The 21,849-nt window shown below is 47.2% G+C and carries 24 protein-coding genes and 3 tRNA genes; 4 read left to right on the forward strand and 23 right to left on the reverse strand.

Annotated features, from left to right (window positions below):
- Positions 1-150: 150 nt before the first annotated feature.
- Both scfB and scfA read right to left on the reverse strand, forming a co-directional pair.
- Positions 151-1,503: a thioether cross-link-forming SCIFF peptide maturase gene (scfB, locus tag DESRU_RS19480; protein WP_013843817.1), complete on the reverse strand. Its 1,353-nt coding sequence runs from the start codon at positions 1,501-1,503 to the stop codon at positions 151-153.
- A gap of 79 nt (positions 1,504-1,582) precedes the next feature.
- A complete protein-coding gene (gene scfA / locus DESRU_RS20460; protein ID WP_013843818.1) occupies positions 1,583-1,729 on the reverse strand; it encodes a six-cysteine ranthipeptide SCIFF in 147 nt (48 codons plus the stop codon).
- A 187-nt stretch (positions 1,730-1,916) separates the two neighbouring features.
- Here scfA and DESRU_RS19485 point away from each other — a divergent pair, with 187 nt between their 5' ends.
- Entirely contained in the window at positions 1,917-2,111 is a 195-nt protein-coding gene (locus tag DESRU_RS19485; protein ID WP_187290596.1) for a hypothetical protein, read from the forward strand.
- A 119-nt stretch (positions 2,112-2,230) separates the two neighbouring features.
- On the opposite strand, the gene DESRU_RS19490 is transcribed toward DESRU_RS19485, so the two are convergent.
- From DESRU_RS19490 to DESRU_RS19565, 16 genes are all read right to left on the reverse strand, one after another.
- Positions 2,231-2,305, reverse strand: a tRNA-Gly gene (locus DESRU_RS19490).
- A 57-nt stretch (positions 2,306-2,362) separates the two neighbouring features.
- A tRNA-Glu gene (locus tag DESRU_RS19495) sits at positions 2,363-2,438 on the reverse strand.
- 16 nt (positions 2,439-2,454) lie between these two features.
- Positions 2,455-2,530: transfer RNA gene (locus DESRU_RS19500), tRNA-Lys, on the reverse strand.
- Between the two features lie 245 nt (positions 2,531-2,775).
- Positions 2,776-4,062 carry an adenylosuccinate synthase gene (locus DESRU_RS19505; protein WP_013843820.1) on the reverse strand — a complete coding sequence of 429 codons (1,287 nt, stop codon included), beginning with the start codon at positions 4,060-4,062 and terminating at the stop codon, positions 2,776-2,778.
- 246 nt (positions 4,063-4,308) lie between these two features.
- Positions 4,309-5,631, reverse strand: a complete 1,323-nt coding sequence (gene dnaB, locus DESRU_RS19510) for a replicative DNA helicase (RefSeq protein WP_013843821.1) — start codon at positions 5,629-5,631, stop codon at positions 4,309-4,311.
- 129 nt (positions 5,632-5,760) lie between these two features.
- The gene (lonC, locus tag DESRU_RS19515) at positions 5,761-7,704 is read right to left on the reverse strand and encodes a Lon family ATP-dependent protease (protein WP_013843822.1); all 1,944 of its coding nucleotides are present in this window, start codon (positions 7,702-7,704) and stop codon (positions 5,761-5,763) included.
- Between the two features lie 46 nt (positions 7,705-7,750).
- Complete coding sequence (gene rplI / locus DESRU_RS19520; protein WP_013843823.1) at positions 7,751-8,200, reverse strand: 50S ribosomal protein L9; 450 nt, start codon at positions 8,198-8,200, stop codon at positions 7,751-7,753.
- 27 nt (positions 8,201-8,227) lie between these two features.
- A complete protein-coding gene (locus tag DESRU_RS19525; RefSeq protein WP_013843824.1) occupies positions 8,228-9,190 on the reverse strand; it encodes a YybS family protein in 963 nt (320 codons plus the stop codon).
- A gap of 177 nt (positions 9,191-9,367) precedes the next feature.
- Positions 9,368-9,598: a 30S ribosomal protein S18 gene (gene rpsR / locus DESRU_RS19530; protein WP_013843825.1), complete on the reverse strand. Its 231-nt coding sequence runs from the start codon at positions 9,596-9,598 to the stop codon at positions 9,368-9,370.
- A 49-nt stretch (positions 9,599-9,647) separates the two neighbouring features.
- On the reverse strand, positions 9,648-10,067 hold the full coding sequence (locus tag DESRU_RS19535; RefSeq protein ID WP_013843826.1) for a single-stranded DNA-binding protein: 420 nt from the start codon (positions 10,065-10,067) through the stop codon (positions 9,648-9,650).
- Positions 10,068-10,103: 36 nt separating this feature from the next.
- A complete protein-coding gene (gene rpsF / locus DESRU_RS19540) occupies positions 10,104-10,391 on the reverse strand; it encodes a 30S ribosomal protein S6 (RefSeq protein WP_013843827.1) in 288 nt (95 codons plus the stop codon).
- 236 nt (positions 10,392-10,627) lie between these two features.
- Complete coding sequence (locus tag DESRU_RS19545) at positions 10,628-10,822, reverse strand: DUF951 domain-containing protein (protein ID WP_013843828.1); 195 nt, start codon at positions 10,820-10,822, stop codon at positions 10,628-10,630.
- Positions 10,815-11,681: a mechanosensitive ion channel family protein gene (locus DESRU_RS19550; RefSeq protein WP_013843829.1), complete on the reverse strand. Its 867-nt coding sequence runs from the start codon at positions 11,679-11,681 to the stop codon at positions 10,815-10,817. Before DESRU_RS19550 ends, DESRU_RS19545 begins: the two co-directional genes overlap by 8 nt.
- A gap of 145 nt (positions 11,682-11,826) precedes the next feature.
- Positions 11,827-13,224 carry an aminopeptidase gene (locus DESRU_RS19555; RefSeq protein ID WP_013843830.1) on the reverse strand — a complete coding sequence of 466 codons (1,398 nt, stop codon included), beginning with the start codon at positions 13,222-13,224 and terminating at the stop codon, positions 11,827-11,829.
- 63 nt (positions 13,225-13,287) lie between these two features.
- Positions 13,288-14,055 carry a CvpA family protein gene (locus DESRU_RS19560; RefSeq protein ID WP_013843831.1) on the reverse strand — a complete coding sequence of 256 codons (768 nt, stop codon included), beginning with the start codon at positions 14,053-14,055 and terminating at the stop codon, positions 13,288-13,290.
- A gap of 60 nt (positions 14,056-14,115) precedes the next feature.
- The gene (locus tag DESRU_RS19565) at positions 14,116-15,171 is read right to left on the reverse strand and encodes a YkvI family membrane protein (RefSeq protein WP_013843832.1); all 1,056 of its coding nucleotides are present in this window, start codon (positions 15,169-15,171) and stop codon (positions 14,116-14,118) included.
- A gap of 131 nt (positions 15,172-15,302) precedes the next feature.
- On the opposite strand from DESRU_RS19565, the gene yyaC reads away from it, so the two are divergent.
- Positions 15,303-15,887 carry a spore protease YyaC gene (yyaC, locus tag DESRU_RS19570; protein WP_013843833.1) on the forward strand — a complete coding sequence of 195 codons (585 nt, stop codon included), beginning with the start codon at positions 15,303-15,305 and terminating at the stop codon, positions 15,885-15,887.
- A gap of 92 nt (positions 15,888-15,979) precedes the next feature.
- Here the strand turns inward: yyaC and DESRU_RS19575 are convergent, their stop codons facing one another.
- The 5 genes from DESRU_RS19575 to DESRU_RS19595 form a co-directional block, all read right to left on the reverse strand.
- Positions 15,980-16,432, reverse strand: a complete 453-nt coding sequence (locus DESRU_RS19575; protein ID WP_274377007.1) for a DUF4446 family protein — start codon at positions 16,430-16,432, stop codon at positions 15,980-15,982.
- Between the two features lie 512 nt (positions 16,433-16,944).
- The gene (locus tag DESRU_RS19580; RefSeq protein ID WP_013843835.1) at positions 16,945-17,787 is read right to left on the reverse strand and encodes a DegV family protein; all 843 of its coding nucleotides are present in this window, start codon (positions 17,785-17,787) and stop codon (positions 16,945-16,947) included.
- A gap of 341 nt (positions 17,788-18,128) precedes the next feature.
- Complete coding sequence (locus tag DESRU_RS19585) at positions 18,129-18,824, reverse strand: DUF554 domain-containing protein (protein ID WP_013843836.1); 696 nt, start codon at positions 18,822-18,824, stop codon at positions 18,129-18,131.
- A 36-nt stretch (positions 18,825-18,860) separates the two neighbouring features.
- Complete coding sequence (locus DESRU_RS19590; protein WP_013843837.1) at positions 18,861-19,742, reverse strand: ParB/RepB/Spo0J family partition protein; 882 nt, start codon at positions 19,740-19,742, stop codon at positions 18,861-18,863.
- On the reverse strand, positions 19,735-20,496 hold the full coding sequence (locus tag DESRU_RS19595) for a ParA family protein (RefSeq protein WP_013843838.1): 762 nt from the start codon (positions 20,494-20,496) through the stop codon (positions 19,735-19,737). Before DESRU_RS19595 ends, DESRU_RS19590 begins: the two co-directional genes overlap by 8 nt.
- A 215-nt stretch (positions 20,497-20,711) precedes the next feature.
- Here DESRU_RS19595 and DESRU_RS19600 point away from each other — a divergent pair, with 215 nt between their 5' ends.
- Both DESRU_RS19600 and DESRU_RS19605 read left to right on the forward strand, forming a co-directional pair.
- Entirely contained in the window at positions 20,712-21,173 is a 462-nt protein-coding gene (locus DESRU_RS19600) for an Lrp/AsnC family transcriptional regulator (RefSeq protein WP_207635956.1), read from the forward strand.
- A gap of 31 nt (positions 21,174-21,204) precedes the next feature.
- On the forward strand, positions 21,205-21,819 hold the full coding sequence (locus tag DESRU_RS19605; protein WP_013843840.1) for a LysE family translocator: 615 nt from the start codon (positions 21,205-21,207) through the stop codon (positions 21,817-21,819).
- The last annotated feature ends 30 nt before the right edge of the window (positions 21,820-21,849 follow it).

Consider the following 21,849-nt stretch of genomic DNA (forward strand, 5'->3'; position numbering starts at 1 on the left):
TTTCGAAAAGTTCCCCTCCATTACCCTATAAAGCTGGAAAAATAGTCATAGAGAGGTAAATTTCGGCACAAATTATTATAGCATAGATAACTTTAGACCGTAAAGCTTTAACCCAACAAAAAGGACCCCCCTTCCGGGGAGTCCTTTTACTTAGGCTAGACCAGCCTGCTTAACCTGCAGGTAGATGGCGCATTCAAACCGTTTTTTAGCCAGTTGGCACCCCAATGAATAGGGCTTCAAAAGATCCCCGTTAAAGGCCATGGCGTTGGCATGGCAACCCCCGCTGCAATAAAATTTAGCCCAGCAATCCACGCACTCCCTCTTGTTATATATGTGGGTCTGGCGAAAATTATCAATGATTTCCGGTTTTTTTATCCCTTCCCAAACATTACCAAGCCGGAAGTCCTGTTTCCCCACAAACTGGTGACAGGGATAGAGGTCCCCCTCGGGGGTCACCGCCAGATATTCATAGCCGGCCCCACAACCGGACAGGCGCTTGGGCAGACAGGGACCACCCTGCAGGTCAATATTGAAGTGAAAAAAGTTGATCGGCTCTCCAGCTTGTCTGCGCTCCAGCAACTGCCGGGTCAGCCGGGTGTATTCTTCCAGCAGCGCCGGCAGATCCTCCTCCCGGAAGGCGTAGTCGGTATCCCTGCCGGCAACCACCGGTTCTACGGAAAGGTCACGAAAGCCCAATTCCGCCATATGAAGTACGTCCCGGGAAAAATCCTGATTATGACGGGTGTAGGTTCCCCGGATGTAATAACCGGCCGGGGGCTGTTGCCTGACATACTCCTGAAAGGCCTTTACCACTTGAGAATAGGATCCTTTGCCCGAAGGCGTAGGACGCATGGCATTATGGATCTCAGGACGTCCGTCCAGGCTTAATACCGCGGCCATATGGTTGTCCAGCAGGAATTGCTGCACCTCTTGGTTCAGCAACACGCCGTTGGTGGTAAGGGTGAATTTAAATTCCTTCCCTGCACCCTTGGCCTTTTCCCGTCCATAAGCCACCAGTTTTTTTATGGTTTTAAAATTAAGCAGGGGTTCTCCTCCGAAAAAATCAATTTCTATGTTTTTCCGGTTTCCCGATTGTTGAATTACAAAATCAATGGCCGCCTGCCCCACTTCAACCGGAAGCAGACCGCTGGGCCCGCCGAATTGCCCCTGGCCGGCAAAACAGTATTTGCAACGCAGATTGCAATCGTGAGCGGCATGGAGGCACAGGGCCTTCACCACGCCATCCCGTCGGGGTTGGTAACTGCTTTGGTAAGGGTCCTCGGTAAATAGCAGCCCTTCATGGACCAATCCTTCTATTTCAACCAGCGCCTGATGAATTTCTCCATCATCATATTGACCGGAAAGAGCTTCTTTGATTTCTTCTTGGGTGGCGGTGGAAAACCTCTCTAGGATTTCCCAGGCCAGTTCATCCACAACATGAACAGCCCCGCTGTGAACATCCAAAACAATGCGAACACCGTCAAAAATAAATTTATGTAACACGCAAAAACCCTCCCAAAAAAATTACCTTATCCCGTTGGGACAAGGTTGTGGTTTTTTCTGTGTATCTGTACCAGAGGTTTTATGCTTGCTTAACACAAACCTGATTACCTACGGTGCAGGAGGTTTTACAAGCGGATTGACAGGAAGTAGCGCATTCGCCGCAACCGCCGTTTTTCACAGTTTCTTTTAAAGAAGTCTTATTTAAGGTTTTAATGTGTTTAGTCAAAGTCTTTCATCCCCTTTCCGCATTCAATTATAAAGCACCGGGATTGTCCAAGGCAAGAAAAAGTTGACTCCCGGGGCAGCCAAATTATTTATTAAATTGACTTTTTATTGGTTAAATTTTATAGAATTTTGAACGATATATATTAAAGGGACTTTTGTCCCAAGACCATTCTCTCAGATATCATGAAATGCAGGTGAAACTTTTGACCAACAACTACAAGGTAAAGGTCGATTTAACATTGATTATGGATCAAAATATTTATAAGTTAATTAAACAAATCGCTGAGGAGGAAAACCGTAATTTTAATCAGCAGGTGCTGAAAATTTTAAAAGACTACGCCAAAGAGTATCCCTTGACGGAAAGCTCTCCCGGTATTCCTTAATCGGCAAACTCGTGATTAAATCTTCTCGTTTTTTCGAAAGACCGGGCCAAAGGGTATCATTTGTATAATACATAGTAAAAGGGTTTGCCCAAAGGCAAACCCTTTTATCTTGATTCCACTGGAGCGGGTGACGAGGATCGAACTCGCAACCCTCAGCTTGGGAAGCTGATGCTCTACCATTGAGCTACACCCGCATTTGATATTTATTATATCCACAAGCAAAGGCACTGTAAACACAAAAAGAAAAAATTTGGTGACCCCTACGGGATTCGAACCCGTGTTACCGCCGTGAAAGGGCGGTGTCTTAGGCCGCTTGACCAAGGGGCCACAAAATTTTTGTGGTTGGTGATCCATCCGCGACTCGAACGCGGGACACCCTGATTAAAAGTCAGGTGCTCTACCAACTGAGCTAATGGATCTTATTTGGTTTTTTTCGCACCGGCGAAACCTCACGTATGCTATAATACAACAAATCCATACAGTGTGTCAACATTTTTTAATTCAAAAAATTTCTTTAAATATTTACAAAATCTTAATATTCCTTATACCATTCATAATCTTTCTAAGCTGACTCTCAATGCAAAACCACCTTTTAACAATTAGCTTGCCTAGCTGCATGCCATCCGGAAAACAAAAATTAAAGGGGCCGCCGGCCCCTTTAATTTTATGCAAACAAATCTTCCAAAACGATGGTCTGGCTGCGCTTCACGCCCACACCAATGAGGGATATTTTAACCTCTGTAAGCTCAATAATGCGCTCCAGGTAGCGTTTAGCATTTGCCGGCAGGTCTTCAAAGCGGGTAACGTTGGAAATATCTTCGGACCAGCCGGGGAATTCCTCGTAAACAGGCTCGCACTTGGCCAACTCCCGCAGGGAAGCGGGGAACTCCCGGATGATCTCGCCTTTGTAACGGTAGCCCGAGCACAGCTTCACCACCGGAAGTCCGGTTAAAACATCCAGCTTGGTAATGGCCAGACTGTCCAGTCCGCTGATCCGGGCCGCATAACGGACGATCACCGCGTCAAACCAGCCGCAGCGGCGGGGGCGGCCTGTGGTGGTGCCGTATTCATTGCCGTTCTTTCTGATCTCTTCACCCAATTCATCCTGTAATTCTGTGGGAAAAGGACCTTCTCCTACCCGAGTGGTATAGGCCTTGACAATGCCAATCACCCGGTCGATGCGGGTAGGTCCAATGCCTGAGCCCAAGCAAGCCGCTGCTGCGGTTGGGTGAGAGGAGGTTACATAGGGATAGGTTCCATGATCCAGATCCAGCAGGGTCCCCTGGGCTCCTTCAAAGAGGACGTTTTTCCCTTCCTTCATGGCTTCATGAACCAGCAGGGAGACATCCGCCATCATGGGCTCCAGCATATCGGCATAACCTTGATATTCCGTTAAAACTTCCTCGTAGTTAAAACCTTCGGTGTTAAATATCTTTTCAAAAATCCGGTTATTGCGTTCCACATTGGCCTTCAGCAGCTCCGGAAACGCTTCTTTATCCACCAGATCCACAATACGAATTCCTACCCGGGAAGCTTTATCGGTATAGGTGGGCCCTATGCCGCGCTTAGTGGTGCCAATTTTGGCATTCCCCTTTTGCTCTTCTTCCACCGCATCCATCCGACGATGGTAGGGCATAATCACATGGGCCCTCTGGCTAACCTTCAGCTCCCCTACAGGAACTTGCCGTTCCGCTAGGGAGTCCAATTCCTGTTTGAGCACCTTGGGATCAACAACCACCCCGTTGCCAATGACGCAAAGCTTATCCGGATATAGAATTCCCGAGGGAATCAAGTGCAATTTAAATTCCGCATCATCCACCACAACGGTATGGCCGGCATTGTTACCGCCCTGAAAACGCACAATAATATGGGCCTTTTCAGCAAGAAAATCCGTTACTTTCCCTTTTCCTTCATCGCCCCACTGGGCACCAATAAGAACAACCGTAGACACACAAGCACCTCCCGCTTCCTGGTAACTATTCTACCCATTGAAATAAAAATAACCCAAACAGAAACTTAACAGTTATCTATTTGAGCCATGTCAGGATACCTCCGGCAAATTTAAATATTTTTGGAAGTGTATTATATCAAACATTTTTATGGTATCATTCGTCTGTTTGATTGTCAACTTTGGTTATTTAACGAATACCCCGCTTGTACGTTAAAGGGTTTGTTCTGCTTTGCACAATGTCGGGTTTTACTCTCGTTTCGCTAAATTTACGAATTTTGTATATTCTTTAAAAAAGCCCAGATCCACAGAACCCACCGGACCGTTCCGCTGTTTGGCAATAATCACCTCGGCAATGCCCTTTTTCTCGGATTCCGGATTATAGTACTCGTCCCTGTAAATAAACATAATTAAATCGGCATCCTGTTCAATACTGCCGCTCTCCCGGAGATCCGACATCATGGGATGTTTATCGGTACGGCTTTCCACCGCCCGGCTTAACTGGGACAGGGCCAGCACCGGCACTTCCAGCTCTTTGGCCAGTCCTTTCAGTTTCCTGGAGATGTCGGCAATTTCCTGCTGGCGGTTTTCAATACGCTTGCCGCCGGACATCAACTGCAGGTAGTCAATGATAATAAGGCCCAGGCCTTTTTCCGCCTTTAACCGGCGGGATTTGGAACGAACTTCCTGGACGGTGACTGCCCCGATATCGTCCAGATAAATGGGCGCCCGGGATAAATATCTGGCAGCTTCGCTGAGTTTACCCCAGTCCTCATCGGACAGATTGCCCGTTCGCACCCGGTGGGCGTCCACCATGGCCTCGGAGCACAGCATCCTTTGAACCAGTTGTTCCTTGGACATTTCCAGACTAAAGATGGCTACCGGAACCTGATGTTTGGCTGCGGCGTGCAGGCCGAGCAATATGGCCAAGGCGGTTTTTCCCATACTGGGCCTGGCTGCCAGGATAATTAAATCTCCTTTTTGAAACCCGTTGGTCATGCGGTCCAACTCAATAAAGCCGGTAGGAATGCCGGTAATTTTTCCCCGGTTGTTATAGGCATGCTCCAGATTCTCCAGAGCGCTGACCAGGGTCTCTTTGATCGGTGTAAAAGTAGACGTGCTACGGCGCTGACCCAGTTCCAGAATGCTGCGTTCCGCTTCATCTAAAAGTTCTTCCGCATTCTCGGAACCTTCATATCCCCGGGTGGAAATCCGGGTGGTAACCGATATCAAGGCCCGGGATAAGGCTTTTTCTTCCACAATTCGCCCGTAGTACTCCACATTGGCGGCGGTGGGGACCAGATTGGCCAGGGTAGCCACGTATGTAATGCCGCCCACCTTTTCCAGTTCTCCTTTATCCCGCAGGAGATCGGTTACAGTAATTAAGTCTACCGGATTACCACCTTCGGTCAGTTCCAAAATCACCAGATAAATAATCCGGTGAGCCTCCCTGTAAAAATCTTCCGGTTTGAGAAACTCCATCACTTTAAAAATGGCTTCCCGCTCCAGAAGCATTGCCCCGAGCACCGATTGTTCCGCATCTATGTTTTGTGGTGGCACACGCTCCAGCATAGGTAATCCTCTTTCATACAATCCGGTATTTTTAGAGTTCAGCCCTTCGGCCTGAAGAGCATTACTCAGGCCTTGCCTTTGAAATACAGGCCAGCTCTTAAAAGCAAAAAGGTTAACTATATTAACCGGTTAACTGGCTAATATAGGCAGTTTATAACCGGGTAAAATGGCGGCCAATATCTCTTCTACGTTGCATACGGGAATCACTTCAATGCCCTTTAAATCGGCAGGCACGTCCTTATGATTTTCTTCCGGTATAAACACCTTTTTAATTCCCGCCTGCTTAGCGCCGTAAATTTTCTCAAAAACTCCGCCGACGGCCCGAACCTTGCCTTGGATGGAAACTTCCCCGGTTACCGCAATATCCTGGGGCAGGGGCAGGTCTTGAACCGCGCTGAGCATGGCCAGCATCATGGCCACTCCGGCAGAAGGTCCGTCTATTCTGCCGCCCCCAACCACATTAACATGAAGGTCGTAGTTGCTGATATCTTTACCGGATATTTTACGGATGACGGAAGCCGCATTAAAGACAGAGTCTTTGGCCATGCTGCCGGCAGTATCATTAAAACGGATATTCCCCTGGCCCTGGCTCCGGGCTTCAAAAGCCACCGCCTCAATCTCTAAAACCGAGCCGAGGTAGCCGGAAACACCCAGCCCAAAGATCTTGCCCACTTCCTGGTCTGCAGACGCCCTGCGCAATACATAGGGAGTCAGACGGCTAACCTGCACCACCTCGTAAACATCCTGCTGGGTAATATAAACCGACCCTTGGGTTCCTTCGCTCTGCTGCCGGAAGCAGGCCAGACCATAGGCATCGGCCAAAATGCTGATGGCCTTGCGTCCTTCAATGGTATATTCAGAAATGGTCTCCGGAATCTGTTCATCCATCTCCACCTGAAGTTTCTTCGCCGCCTGGTGGATAATCCTCTGGATGGCCGCCGGGGTTAGCGGTTCAAAAAACACCTCGGCACAACGGGAACGAACGGCCGGATTAATATCCTCCGGATCCCGGGTAGTGGCTCCAATCAAAACAAAGTCTGCGGGCGCTCCCTCGGCAAAAATCTTTTTAATGTACTGGGGAACGTTGGGGTCATTGGGGTCATAATAGGCAGAGTCAAAGAAAACCCTTTTATCCTCCAATACCTTTAAAAGTTTATTTTGCAGGGCAGGGTCCAACTCGCCGATTTCATCAATAAATAAAATACCCCCATGGGCATCGGTAACCAGACCCAGTTTGGGTTCGGGCACTCCGGTTTCGGCCAAATCCCTCCGGGCGCCCTGATAAATGGGATCATGCACGGACCCCAGCAGGGGGTTGGTCACCTCCCGGGGATCCCAGCGGAGGGTTGTTCCATCCACCTCCACAAAGGGAGCATCTTTGGAGAAAGACACCCCTTGCATACTCTTGGCCACCTCTAAAGCCAGCCGGGCGGCAGTGGTTTTGCCCACACCCGGAGGTCCATAGAGGATTATATGCTGTGGAAAGGGAGAGGCCAGCTTGGCCAGCAACGCTTTAACCGCCCGCTCCTGTCCGACAATCTCCTCAAAGGTTTCCGGGCGCAGCAGCTTCATGGCCGAAGAGGCCAGCTTCTTGGAATCCAGCTTTTCTAAAATGGCCAGTCTTTTCAGGGTCTGGGCATTTTCCGGGCCGGTATTTTCTTTAATTACCTGCATTTTGATTTCTCGAATATAGTCTTCGTGCCGCTGGTTCATTTTTTCGCCGATCTTCTTTTCCAATTCTTCTTCCACCGTGCGGCGGGCAATGATGTCGGCAATTTCGTCTTGAATGGCTTCTAAGATATCCGGGATCTCTTCCATGGTAGGCAGTGCTTCGTAAGTTGGATCTTCAAATACCAGCTTTTGTAAAGCCAGTACCCTTTCCTCAATTTTATCGGATCGCATCAATTGTAAGGCTTCCAATTTTCCTGCCCGCAGCACCAGCTTGTCGGACCCGTAAATATTGCTTAAAAGTCCGTAGATGGCGGTGACCTGGCGCTTCAACTGCTCCAGTTGGGAAAACTGGCTGGACACTTGATCTTTGCTGCTCATGAACCTCTCGAGGAAAACCTTCATTTTTGTGCTCCTTTCAGTGCCTTATCCTGTCCCGGTTCCTGATCCCTTACTCGATGGCGGTAATTACCACGGTAATTTCAGCCTGAGCCACGGGGTGAATCTTAATGGTAATTTTGTGGGTGCCCAGGGTCTTAATGGGTTCCTTTAAAACAATCTTTTTCTTGTCCACAATGCAGCCGTGCTGAGTCTTGAGACCATCGGCAATATCTTTGCTGCTGACGGCTCCAAACAGCCTTCCCGCTTCCCCCACCTTGGCCTGCAGTTTTACGGTAAGGTTGCTGATTTGGGCAGCCAACGCCTTTGCTTCTTCTTCCTGTTTTTGTTTTTTAGCCGCTTGGTTCTGCTTTTGTGTGGAAAGCTCCTTTAATTTCCCTTCGGAAGCCGGAGAGGCCAGGTTTCTGGGAAACAAAAAGTTCCTGGCATAACCCTCCGCAACGTTTGCGATATCTCCTTTTTTACCTAATTTAGCAACATCCTGTAATAAAACAACCTGCATATCTATCCCCCCTGAATCATTTGGTTCCTATTTATTTTCACTCTTAAGACGAGGCCGCCGGAGGTTAAAGGTCGCATCAAAGACCCCCAGCAGCACAATACCAATATACATTAAACTTATGTAAAAGATTAAAAGAATCAGCAGAAAAACCCGGAACGGCCTGGAAAAAGGTAGCCGCTGGTAATAATAAGCTACCACCGATAAGCCTAGTACAAAGAAAGCCAGGGCAAACACCGTAAGAATATTCTGGCCCACTACTTTTAAAATTGTCAATCCAAACTGTTGACCAATCACCACGCAGAGAAATCCCACAATCAGACCCCAAATGGAGTACCAGGGCATCCTCCAGCGGTTAAAAGGAGGAAGAACGTTTACTTTATAGTTCAAGCGTTTTAATACTCGGCAGCCAACAATGTAAGAAATGGCGGTAGAGACAACCGCCGACACAATCCAGACAGCCGGCAGTAAAAGAATCGAGGTTTTTATGCCCTCCCGGTAAAATTGCTGCTGATCCGGGGTTAAGGGAGTGCCCGCCTGACGGTAGAAATCAAAGGCTTTGTCCAGTATATCATTGGCCATGGATTGAAGCATTTCCAGACTGAGACCGCTGACCAGGACGGCCAGCATGATCACCGCCACCGAAGCAATGGTCGCAACCAGAGAAGCCGCTGCCAAAGCATGTCCGGCAGAAACATAATTTTTATATAATAGACCCAGCACCAGTCCAAGAGGCCCAAACTGTATAAACATTACCAGCACCTGCAAAGGATCCGGGTAGAGCACCATCATTAACAAGCCCGTTACCAGCAGGGAAAGCACCGCCACGCGCAGGTCCGTTCGCCTTACCAAAACAGCCAGAGGAATCGGCATGAGAATACTGATGATTAAAAAAAGCGGGGGAATAAACATCCCCAGCAAACCCAGCACAGCGGTTATTCCCGCAATGACGGCACCTTCCGCCAGCGACCGGGTGTTCATAAAGGAAGCCAAAAAACGATCACCTCTTCTTAGTCTAACGGTAGCTCAAAATAACTTATAGATATTCGATGATCAAAGACCTATTTCCTCCCTTTCCAGGGTGTTATTTGTTGCCCCCTCTGGTTAAAAAAACCGTATTTTAAGGCGAAATAAAAGAAGAAGTGACGGGGAGTTATCCCCATCACTTCCTTATTCCGCAGTAAAAGGCAACAGACAAATATTCCGGGCCCTCTTAATGGCAACGGTCAGCATGCGCTGATGATGCGCGCAGTTGCCGGAGATACGGCGAGGTAAAATTTTACCACGCTCGGTGATGTATTTCTTTAACTTGGGCAGATCTTTATAATCAATGGAAGTCATTTTATCAACACAGAAGCTGCAAATCCGCTTTTTACCCCTGCGTCCACGTTCACGTTTCACTGTTTTTCCTCCTTGCTCGGGTACCGGTTATTCAAGCTCGCGTCCAACCCTAGAACGGTATGTCGTCTCCGTTAAAACTAATTTCGCTGCCAAAACCGCTACCACTGCCGCTGCCATGGGATGCGTTGCCTCCTGTAGCCTCCCGATCTCTAGGCCAGTCTAAAAACTTGATGTTTTCAGCTACAACCTCGGCAACCTTCCGCTTTACCCCTTGATTGTCTTCATAGGAACGGATTTGCAGCCGGCCATCCACCGCTACCAGCCGACCTTTGCCCAAATTATTGGCGCAGATCTCTGCCAGCTTAGACCAAACCACGATATCAATAAAATCCGTTTCTTTTTCCCGTTCCTTATTAAATTGAGGGCGATCAACAGCCAAACCCAGCTTGGCCACAGCCATACCGCTGGTGGTATAACGAAGCTCTGGATCACGGGTCAGACGCCCAATTAATATCACCTTATTGAGCATATTTAACACCGCCTCGGATTGTTCTACCTAAATTAATTACTCATCCTCGCGAACGATCATGTGGCGAAGGATGCCGTCTGTAATCTTCATAACCCGATCCAACTCGGCAGCCGCAGCGGGCTCAGCCTTAAACTGCATTAAAACGTAGAAACCTTCCCGAATGTGGTCCACTTCATAAGCCAGCCGGCGTTTTCCCCACTTATCCAGTTTGGTAACCTCGGCACCTTGCCCTTCCACCAGGGCTTTGAATTTTTCCACCAATGCAGTTAATTGTTCTTCTTCAACATCGGGCTTAATGATATACAGCAGTTCATAATTGCGCACAACAGTTCACCTCCTCCCCACGGACTAACGGCCCTATCTCTTTGATAGAGCAGGGTGGAACCATGCCTTCATAAGACACTGTCAAATTATATCATTATTCCCTAACAAGGGCAAGTGCTTTGGTCAGTCGTTAGACTTATGAGAGTATAAGTTGGGTCCTATTGTTAGAGGTTCCTATGAGGAAGGCTTTGAAAAATTAACCACAGGCCCCACAATAAAGCCCGTTCGTCTAACGCTCAAGCATCCTCCACCGAACTAACAACCGCCTTAACACTCTTTTCAAATTTAGGTCTGGGAAGCAGCAGCACCCGGTTGCATTTCTGGCATTTAATGCGAAAATCCACACCGGTTCGCATAATCTCCCAGGTGTCGCCGCCGCAGGGGTGGGGTTTACGGGTCTTTACCACATCGCCAACCTGATATTTATGCATCCGGTTCACCTCCCCGAATGGGTATAAATATCTTATTCGGGCCGGGCATTTTAATCCCTTCCCGGTCAAAACTTTCCTTAATGCTTTTTCTCAACTGGCGTTCGATTTCCCACTGGCGCATAGGTTTCGTTTTTGCCACCACCCGCAACACCATATCGGACTGGTCAAAACGTACCAACCCCAGCACATCGGGCCCCTCCAGCAGGTCTTCGGACCATTTCCGGCTGAAGTCTTGGCTCATTTGATGGAGTACATACAAAGCCCGGTCAATCTCTTCATCATAAGCAATACCGATTTCCACCTGGGCCTGCATACCGCCCCGGTTAAAGTTGGCCACCTGGTTAATGCTTCCATTGGGGATAATGTGCAGTTGCCCACCCCCTTCACGAATTTTGGTCACCCGGAGGCCCATTTCTTCCACCGTACCGGTAACACCGGCTAAAGTGACATATTCCCCCACGGCATACTGGTCCTCAAACAGAATAAAAAATCCGGTGATAATATCCCGCACCAGATTTTGTGCTCCAAAGCCAACGGCCAGGCCCAGAATTCCGGCACCGGCTAAAACGGTTTTGGCCGCATTGGGGATAAATATCTCAATAATGGAGATTGCCGCTACAAAGTAAACCGCATAACGCAAAATACTTTTTAAAAGTCCCGACAAAGTTAAGGCCCGATTATCGGGAATAATTTTTCCGGCCTTGTTGATCAAGATCTTTTCCACGGCTTTACTGCCAAAGTGAATAATCAATTTAGCCAGAATCAGGGTGCCAATAATTCTCAGGGTGGAGGTGGTAACTACCTGAATATCATCCACAACATAACTAAGAAACCCTGCCTTTAAACTGTCCAGATCCATGGTTTCCTCCTTTAAGCTAATGAGGGTTAATACCTGCAAAACATTTTATTCCACGAATATTTCTCTGTTTTGGCAGGAAATCCCTCTCCCAGAAAGACAAATTAACAGGCGCATACGGGATGTATGCGCCCTGGCACCTTATTGTTTAAGCCTCAAAAAAAGCCTTGCAGGTCCTGTAGCATTCATAGATATCCCCTTTGCTGGCCACTTCCAGGGGGGCGTGCATGGATAGCAAGGGCACCCCGCAGTCAATCACATCCATGTCCATCTCCGCGATGATATGGGCAATGGTACCCCCGCCTCCCTGATCCACTTTGCCTAATTCACCGGTTTGCCAGGTGATTTTTTTGCTGTTTAAAAGACTCCGTATATATCCAACATATTCGGCGTGGGCATCATTGGTATGATATTTCCCCTTGGCTCCGGTATATTTAGTCACCACCACACCGCAGCCCACCCGGGCGGCATTCATTTTTTCCAGAACTCCTTCGAAATTGGGGTCCACTCCCGCCGTAACATCTGCGGAAATGGCCATGGACCGCATCAGGCTCCGCCGAAGGTCCAGGGTATTAAAACGGGGATCGATCCGGCTGCCCATCTCCCACAGGGCATGTTCCAGGAACCGTCCGTTCATTCCGGTGTTGCCGGTACTGCCGATCTCCTCTTTATCAATAAATAAAGCCACTGCCGTGCGGGCTGGAGCGGTGGTTTCCAGGATGGCCCGCAGGGAAGTAAATACACAAACCCGGTCATCCTGCCCGTAGGCCCCCACCAGACTGCGGTCAAAGCCTACATCATAGGCCGGGCCTGCCGGTACCGCTTCCAATTCGGCGCTGATAAAATCTTCCTCAATAATGCCGTAATGGTGGTGCAGCAGGTTCAGAATGGCTGTTTTTATGGCACAATCCTTTTCTCCTCCCTTGAGAGGCACACCACCAATTAAAAGGTTTAATTGCTCCCCTGCCACAGCCTCGGTAACCTTTTTGGCCATCTGATCCTTGGCCAGGTGAGGCAGTAAATCGGTAATGGTAAATACCGGATCTCCGGGCCGGTCTCCAACGGAAACTTCCACCATTTCCCCGTCGGACCGGTAGATAACTCCGTGCAGAGCCAAGGGAATGGTCAGCCACTGATATTTTTTGATGCCCCCGTAATAATGGGTTTTAAAAAAAGCCAACCCCTCTTCCTGGTACAGCGGTTGGGGCTTTAAGTCCAGCCGGGGCACATCGGTATGGGCCCCCACCAGGGATATGCCTTCCTCCAGACCCTGCCTTCCAATCACTGCCAGAATAGCCGTCTTGGCCCGGCTGGTAATCAACACCCGATCCCCCGGCTTCAAACTCTGGTATTGTTCTATGGGTACAAAGCCGCTAAGGGCCGCTCTGGCTGCAATTTGCTGAACGCAAGCCCGCTCTGTTTTGGCGGTACTGATAAAATCTTTATAATCTTCAGCAAAGGTCATCACTTCCTGATACAGGGGTTCATCAAACTGTTCCCATACATTCTTGCGATTATATTTTAATTTTTCCGGTGTTACGGTCATGGATCTTCCTCCTTATTTTTACTCTCGGACAGATGTGTTTAGTTTTTCCTGGTAGGAAATTGATTACACCTCGGTTCCAAAATGAAAATACTGCTTCAAAAAGTTGGCATTCAACTCAGGAAACAAATTGGGTATGACTTTCCATTCCTTCACCAGTGGGCTAAAGGTATTGATGATTATAGAAGTTCGGATGCCTTCGTTCAGGGTGGATAAAACTCCCTGAGCGCCCATTAAGGCTAAAGGAATTTGCAGCGGTACCAGGATGGTTATGAGGATGCCAACCAGGATGATGCCGGCGGCCAATCCCAGGCCTAATCCGCCCAGCCTGTTTACAGGACCCAGGGGAGTAAAACTTAAGATCCCAATAAAAATGGCGCCAATAAATTTTAAAGCCGCTCTCGCCACTAAAAATATTCCGATAAAAACCATCATTTTTAATAGGCCCTGGGCCAGCAGCAGATTCATGGCTTCCCCTACACTCCGGTTTGGCCCCAGTTGATTCAAATAACCGATGATGTCCGGCCAGGGTGAGGGAAGAGGGATCTGTCCGCTAATTTGATTTAATAATTTTACGGGCAGGCTCAAAACCTCCGGGTTATTAAATGGTTCCGGCAGCTTAACCAAGGGCTTGATCAGGGATGCCAGGGAGTCCGCCCAGCCCCATTCATCGGCCAGCCAGCGGGCTACTTGGGTGTAATAGTGGCTTGCCGCCCAAAAACTGCCGATTAAACCGGCTATATTTATAATTCCTGTAAACAGCCCGGAGGAACCTCCCCGCAAGCCGAAAAGGATGATGATGAATAAAAAAACCAGATCAAGCCAGTTAATCATTGACACCCCCGGGTACTTGATAATGACCTTGTTTCGCTGTTCTTGAGAATAAATCCTTCCTTAGTAAATTCTGGATTTAAACAGCGGTACTACCAGAAGAGCTGCCAACAACAACAGTCCTGCGTAACCAAAGAGTGGATATAATAATTTAACCAGGTCGGCAAAACCGATATTCGTCAGAGGCAATACGGCAAAACAAGCCAGCACCCCAATGACCCGGTAGCGCCTTCCCCCCTCGGGAGCCAGCCGGCTGGCAAAACCATGGGCGTTGGCAATGGCGGTGGTCATAATGGCCAGCCAAATAAGTATGGCAAACACCGGTTTTAAAAGCGAGCTCGCCCCGGAGGCCATGTACAGCATGGGAACTTGATAATGAGCTACCTCGGGATAAAAGGCCAATCCGGCCAGGGTAACCAGGGCTACAGCCACCCCCAGTCCAAGGCCGCCCAGCAAGCCGGCGTAGATTCCCACTCTTTTTGATACGGCCCGGCCCATGGAAGACAAAACAGCCAGGGGCACTACCATATTAAAAGAAACATATAAAAGACTGGCCCATAACCAGTGCCCCCCTACGCCTAGACCGGAAAGTACGGGAAGATTTTGCGGCAATCCTTTGAAGGCCAGAGCCAAACAGGCAATAATGGCCACCGCTAAAAGCTTTACCGGCACCAAAATAACATTGACGGCCAACAACCCCCGCAGCCCGTTAAAGATGACGGCGATCACAAAGACCAAGGCCAGCCCAATACCAATCCACCGGGGTAATCCCATGTATTCCTGCAGTACCGCGCCACTGCCGGAAAGCATGACTCCCAACCCTCCGATGAGCATAAAAAGGCTTAATTTATCCATAAAAGACCCGGCCCAGGGTCCCAGCAAATAAGCAAGCAGTTCCTGATAGTTGCTGCACTTCAGCCTGACACTTAGCTCCAGCACCTTGGCCCCCAAGTAGGCAAACAAGATGGTGGCCACCAGCACGCCTAGCAGTCCTTTATATCCATACAATATAAAAAACTGTAAAATCTCCTGGCCCGAAGCAAAACCGGCGCCAATGACCGCCCCGATATAAGTGGCCACCAGCCGGATTACCATTTTTGCCCCCTCACTCCGGATCATCCATTCACCCCCTGGTTGATAACTATGCTACAAAGGCGAAAGTTACTTATAAAAAATGAATCCGATGGAATAATCCGTACCCATCCGGGGAATAAATATAGTAATTGTTGTTTTTAGAGAGGATGGTTGCTATGTCCGTGGGAATGAATACCGCTCAACAAGCCCCCATAGCTGCTAAAACCAGGATTGGTGTGGAGGACTCCCTGGCCATTGATCTTTTCAGCACAGACCTGTACACCCGTCTCCGGGCTTATGATATCAACTATTCAGAAGAAGTGGTGATTGTCTGTATCGGTACCGACCGGTCCACCGGCGACTGTCTGGGACCCCTGGTGGGAAGCAAACTGGCTTCCAGTCCGGGACACCGGTTCATCGTCTACGGAACCCTGGATGATCCGGTACATGCCAGCAACTTAAATCATAAACTGGATGAAATTGCCCTTAAGCATCCCCGGGCGCTGATCATCGCCGTGGACGCCTGTCTGGGTCACCTGGAGAATGTAGGTTTTGTCAATATTGGCGACGGCTCGCTGCTGCCCGGTGCCGGAGTAAACAAGTCCCTGCCGGCGGTGGGACAGTTGCATATTACCGGCGTGGTTAACGTAGGAGGATTTATGGAGTATCTGGTCCTGCAAAATACCCGCCTGAATCTGGTTATGAAATTAGCAAACTTGATTACCGAGGGCTTAATCAAAACGGCTCAAAGATTTGCCTAACAAGAAACCCGGTGCTACCGAACAGCACCGGGTTTTTCTCTTAATTTTATTAAATTTTAAATTGGCTCATGCTTTGAGCATCCTTGGCTTCCTTAAATTTTCTCCAGGGTTTTCTTGATGGCCTTTTCCTCTTCTTCGGTTAAGCTGTAATCGGAGGTTCCTTTCAGCAAGGGCTTGGCGTAAACCCTGGTCTCATCCCTGCCGTAAAGTCCTGTTAGCACCACACCGTCGCCCCTGCGATCCAGCAGGGCCAGAGAAAAGCTCAGGTCACTGCCCATGTTATCAAAGGCATTGAAGCGGACCAATCCGGGATTACAAAGGGCCTCCGCTATTTTTTCATTTAAAACCTCTTGATTGCGGCTGATTTCCTGGGTTTTTTCTTCTAAACCTTTCACTCCATTGGCATAACGGTCCAATATTTGTTCAAGATCCGCCCCTCCGGGCCCTCGCATCAATAGTTTATACCTTCTTTGAACCTGTTTAAACCGGCGGTGTAAAAGAAATTGACTGATTATTAGAAGTAAAACCACCACACTCAAAACCACAATAATAACAGGCTGACTCTCTAGTAAACTTTTCCACAAATCTGTATTAATGGTATCATCACCTTGCTTGGAATATTTATCGCCTTATACTCGGCTTTTTCTTCTGTCCGAAACTTTCTTGCCTTTTGCTTTCAGCTATAAAATTCATTGGCAAAAAGTAGAACAAATATATTATATATGATTTGATCCCCTTCGTTAATCTTTTACAGTATTATTTTTTCCCATGTTTTTTATTCCTGTCAAAAAAGTCCGGAAATCCAGATTGAATCCTGAATTTAACAGGCATTAATAAGATAAGATTCTCCGTAGATAAAGTATCGCTGATGTAATCTTGAAAATGATTTACTTTGTTTGCCCATTTTAACGCAAAAAATAATTTTATTGCAAATAATAATGTACAACAAAAAGGTTCGTTAAATATAAATCATCACCAGTTAGCCGTTATCAAAAATGATTGTTAAATATTGGAAATTACTATACGAGACCGCATCAGGAAAGTTCTCTTATTACTTTTACTTCGTACATATACAAACACCAATTAGTCCGGGACCCGTATGAACACCCATTACGGGTCCAATTTGACCAAAATGGACCTCCTGTACATTGGTCAGTTTTTTTACTTTTTGCAGCAGTTCCAACGCTTCCTCCTCTGCACCTCCATGCAGGACCGCTACATCGGCTTTCTTATGACTTAATTTATCGCTGATAATTTTCAACAAACGCAAAATGGATTTTTTTCTACCCCGAACCTTATCATAGGTATAATATTTGCCTTCTTTATTAATGGATATAATGGGCTTTACCTGCAGCATTTCCCCCAGGGTTCCTGCCACATAGCCAATTCGTCCACCCTTTCTTAAATAATCCAGGGTGGATAAAACGTAATAGATCTCTATTTTGCCGATTATCTCTCTGGCTCTTTCCACAGCCGCTTCAAAACCCAATCTTTCCTTTAAGGTTTTCGCAGCTTCTAATACCGGGATCCCCAAGCCGAGAGATAAGGCCTTGGAATCAATTACTTCAATGACCATATCCCGAAACTCCCTGGCTGCGGTGGTTACCGCGTTAAATGTGCCGCTGAGTCCACTGGATATATGAATAGATATAATATGGGTAAAATGCTCTTTTCTTAATTTGTCATAGGTTGCCATGATATCAGCCAGAGCAGGCAGGGAGGTTGTAGGGGTTTCCGACGGCATCCGATCATATACCTGTTGGGGGGTAATATTCACCCTGTCCAAATATTCCTCCTGGGGATAGATCACCTTTAAGGGAATTACTTTGATATTATAATGGTCAAGGACGTCCGAATCCAAATCACAAGTACTGTCTGTTACAATAGCTACTTTCTGCAAATTTTAAAACCCCTTCTCTATTGTCTCTATATGACTTAATTCGACTTTTTAATATCATTCCCTTTTAGACCCAGGGAATAGCATTTCGGATCCATAAAAAGGGCTCTGGCAAAAAACCTGAATGGTTGGATTGCGCAGCCCTTTATTGCCCAAGATAAAAAGAGAATAGAACACGGTTAAACGGACGATACGGATTTACGCGGATTTTAATTTAAAATTACAAAATCCGTGAGATCCGTAGAAATCCGTTCAATCCGTGTTCTATTTCTTACTAGCCAGGTTGTTCGCCGGGTTATCAGCCATTCTTAAGATGCTCTTCAAGATCGTTTTGCGACCGTCTCTTAGATGCCGATATTTAACTTAGACCATAACCAGGTGAGCAAAACTGCCATGCCGATGGCCGGCAGCAGGTTGCCTACCTTAATAGCCTTAATCCCCAGCACATTACTGGCAATGCCAACGATTAAGAGCCCTCCTGTGGCGGTCATTTCATTAATCATAGCCGGTGTCAGCAATGCCTTAAGGCCACCGGCCATTAAAGTAATACTCCCCTGATACAGAAAAACCGGTATGGCCGAAAAAACAACGCCAAAACCCATGGTGCTGGTGAATACCACTGCAGAAACTCCGTCCAGAAGGGATTTGGCGTAAAGGGTGGAGGGATTGCCAGTGAGTCCATCCTCTAAAGCCCCCATAATGGCCATGGCCCCAACACAATAAATTAAACTGGTGGCCACAAAGGCCCTGGATACCTCTCCATTTTCCCCTCCTACCCGGGCCTCCAGGGAACAGCCCAGCCGGGCCAACCATCCTTCAATATTTAAAATCTCGCCAATAACCCCGCCGGTCACCAAGCTAAGGATAACAATCAATTCATTTTCCGTCTTCAGAGCCATTTTGAAGCCAATTAAAGCAACCGCCAGACCAATTCCACTCATAACCGTATTTTTGGCAGACTCACTGATTCCCTTTTTAAACAACAGCCCCAGGGCTGTACCAGCAACAATAGCAGCGGCATTTACGATGGTTCCTGTCATTTTTCACCTCTAGATTGCGAATGTTTCACGTGAAACCTAAGCCATTTGCTTATCTTCCGAAAGAAGGATTTCAATAATGCGATCTAAATCCATGTCATTATAATAATCAATTTCAATTTTTCCGCCCCGCTGCTTGGTCTTAATCTGCACTTTGGTTCCCAAAACCGTTCTCAGTTGATCCTCTAAATCAAGAACTTCCGGACTTCTGGGTATTTCTTTCTTTTCTTTGCGAGGTTTTGTCCGGTCCTTTTCCGCCCTTTCATTCACCATGCTTTCCACTTGGCGCACAGAAAGCTGCTTTTTAATAATTTGATTGGCCCATTCAATTTGATCCTGCCGTGAACTTAAACCCAATAGTGCCCTGGCATGCCCTGCCGTAAGATCGCCATTGTTTAGCCATACCTTGATTTCATTGGGCAGACTTAAAAGACGAAGCATATTGGTTATTTGGGGTCTGCTTTTGCCCACCCTTTGAGATACCTGGTCTTGAGTCAGTTGGAATTCATCCATCAGCCGTCTGTAGGCACTGGCTTCTTCCAAAGGATTTAAATTTTCCCTCTGTAAATTTTCAATCAGTGCAATGGCGGCGGACTGCAGTTCACCATATTCCCTAACAATGGCCGGGATATATTCTAATCCCAATTGCTGGCAGGCACGCCAGCGGCGCTCCCCGGCGATCAGTTCGTATCCTCCTCCGGGTTGGGCCCTTACGACAACAGGCTGAACCACCCCGTATTCCCGTATGGATTCCACCAGTTCCTTAAGCTTTTCCTGATCAATTCTTAAGCGGGGCTGCTTGGGATTAGGCTTAATATCGGAAACTCTGATTTCCTTTAATACACCCTGCGTAGGAGCATCATTCTCCACCACAGGAATCAGCGCTTGTAGCCCTCTGCCTAACCCTCTTTTTTTAGTCAATGCCCATCACTTCCTTGGCGAGTTCTTGGTATGCTTCAGAGCCCTTTGATTTTGGATCGTAGATAACCACCGGCACCCCATGGCTGGGAGCTTCACTTAACCGGACGTTCCTGGGAATGATGCTCCGGAAAACCTTATTGCCAAATACTTTTTTAACCTCGTCTACCACTTGGATGGACAGGTTAAGCCGGGCATCAAACATGGTAAGCAAAACACCTTCAATGGTTAATTTCGGGTTTAGATGTTTCTGAACCAATTGTACGGTATTCATTAACTGCCCCACTCCCTCCAGGGCATAAAACTCGCACTGTATCGGAATTAATAATGAATCCGCAGCAGCCAAGGCATTTAGCGTTAATAGGCCCAGAGAAGGAGGACAATCAATAATAATAAATTGATACTTATTTTTCAGTGGACTCAAAGCCTTCTTTAAAATCTGTTCCCTGGCCAGCAAGGTCACCATCTCAACTTCCGCGCCAGCTAATTGCATGGTGGAAGGAAGCAGATCCAGATTTCTTATATCTGTATGAATCATCACTTCTTCCGGGGGAACATCGTTAATCAATACATCATAAACACAACGTTCCAATTCATTTTTATTTAATCCCAAACCACTACTGGCATTTCCCTGGGGGTCCATATCCACTAATAATACAGGTTGGCCCATCTGGGCTAAGCTGGCTCCAAGATTGACAGCCGTGGTCGTCTTGGCCACGCCACCCTTTTGGTTGGCAATGGTAATGATTTTCCCCAATTGAGCACCCCCTAGCTGGTTTCATTAAACCCTATTCAACAAGTCTGCTGATTCTTCCTTCTAAAAAATAATAAAACCCATGTTTCACGTGAAACATGGGGTGAAAATTCATCTTTTAAACTCTCTGTACAAATGGTAAATTTTATTTATAATTTATATAAAAAAGAAAAGTGGTGCATATAATTTTGATTCCTAAAAATTATAATTTAGATTCTTTGGATTACAAGGCATTATATAAATTAATGCATCAGGGCCGCATTACCTGGTCTGAATTAGGGGCCTATTTAGAGCTTTCGGCCCCGGCCGCAGCCGAAAGGGTACGCCGTTTGGAAGAAAGAGGGGTCATCAAAGGCTATTCTGTTCTGGTTGAGCCCCATGCGGTTGGCTGCGAAGTTACAGCCTTTATTCATATTACCTTAAACAAACCGGAAAACCGGAATTTATTTTTAAGCAAGATTCAGCAATTACCAGAAATTCAGGAATGTCATCATGTGGCCGGAGAAGAGGATTACTTACTAAAAGTACGTTGTAAGCATATGCGTCGACTGGAGTCCATCATCAGCGAAGAAATAAAAGGCTTGCCGGGTATACAGAAAACCAAAACAACCATTGTGCTGTCAACAAGCAAAGAAACTCCCTTATTACCGGTTTGTTCCATTGAATCTAAAATTGAATGAAGATCAGAAAGCAAGGAGGTGATCAAAGGGGTTGGACATTGGTTTCTTTCTTAAAGGATTAATTATTGGATTTTCCATTGCCGCTCCCGTTGAACCCATTGGTATTTTATGCATTAAACGTTCCCTGTCCAAAGGAAGAATGCAAGGTTTTATCTCCGGCCTGGGAGCTGCCTCCGCCGATGCCCTTTACGGATGTATTGCAGGTTTTGGTTTAACCGCCATAACCAACCTGTTTTTATCGCAAAAACTTCTATTAAATATGCTGGGAGGCTTATTCCTTTGCTATCTTGGCTGTCGTACTTTTTTTTCCATGGCGACAGCCAGGGAAGTTCCTCTAATAAAAAATAGTTATTTAGGCTCCTACCTGTCTGTTTTTCTTTTAACCCTTACCAACCCCATGACCATCTTCTCTTTTTTAGGAATATTTTCAGGTCTTGGCGTGGTGGAAAGCTCCAGCTATCGTTCAGCCATAACCCTGGTCCTGGGAGTCTTTTGGGGCTCTGCCCTGTGGTGGTTTATCCTCAGTAATCTGGCCAATGGCTTCCGGCAATACCTCAACCAAAGGGGAATGAACTGGATCAACCGGGGTTCCGGTCTGGTTTTATTTATTTTTGGCATCATGGCCTTATGGAATATAAAAGGATAATCCCTTTAATGTTTCACGTGAAACATAAAG

The sequence above is a fragment of the Desulforamulus ruminis DSM 2154 genome, assembly GCF_000215085.1.
GTDB classification, from domain to species: Bacteria; Bacillota; Desulfotomaculia; order Desulfotomaculales; family Desulfotomaculaceae; genus Desulfotomaculum; species Desulfotomaculum ruminis.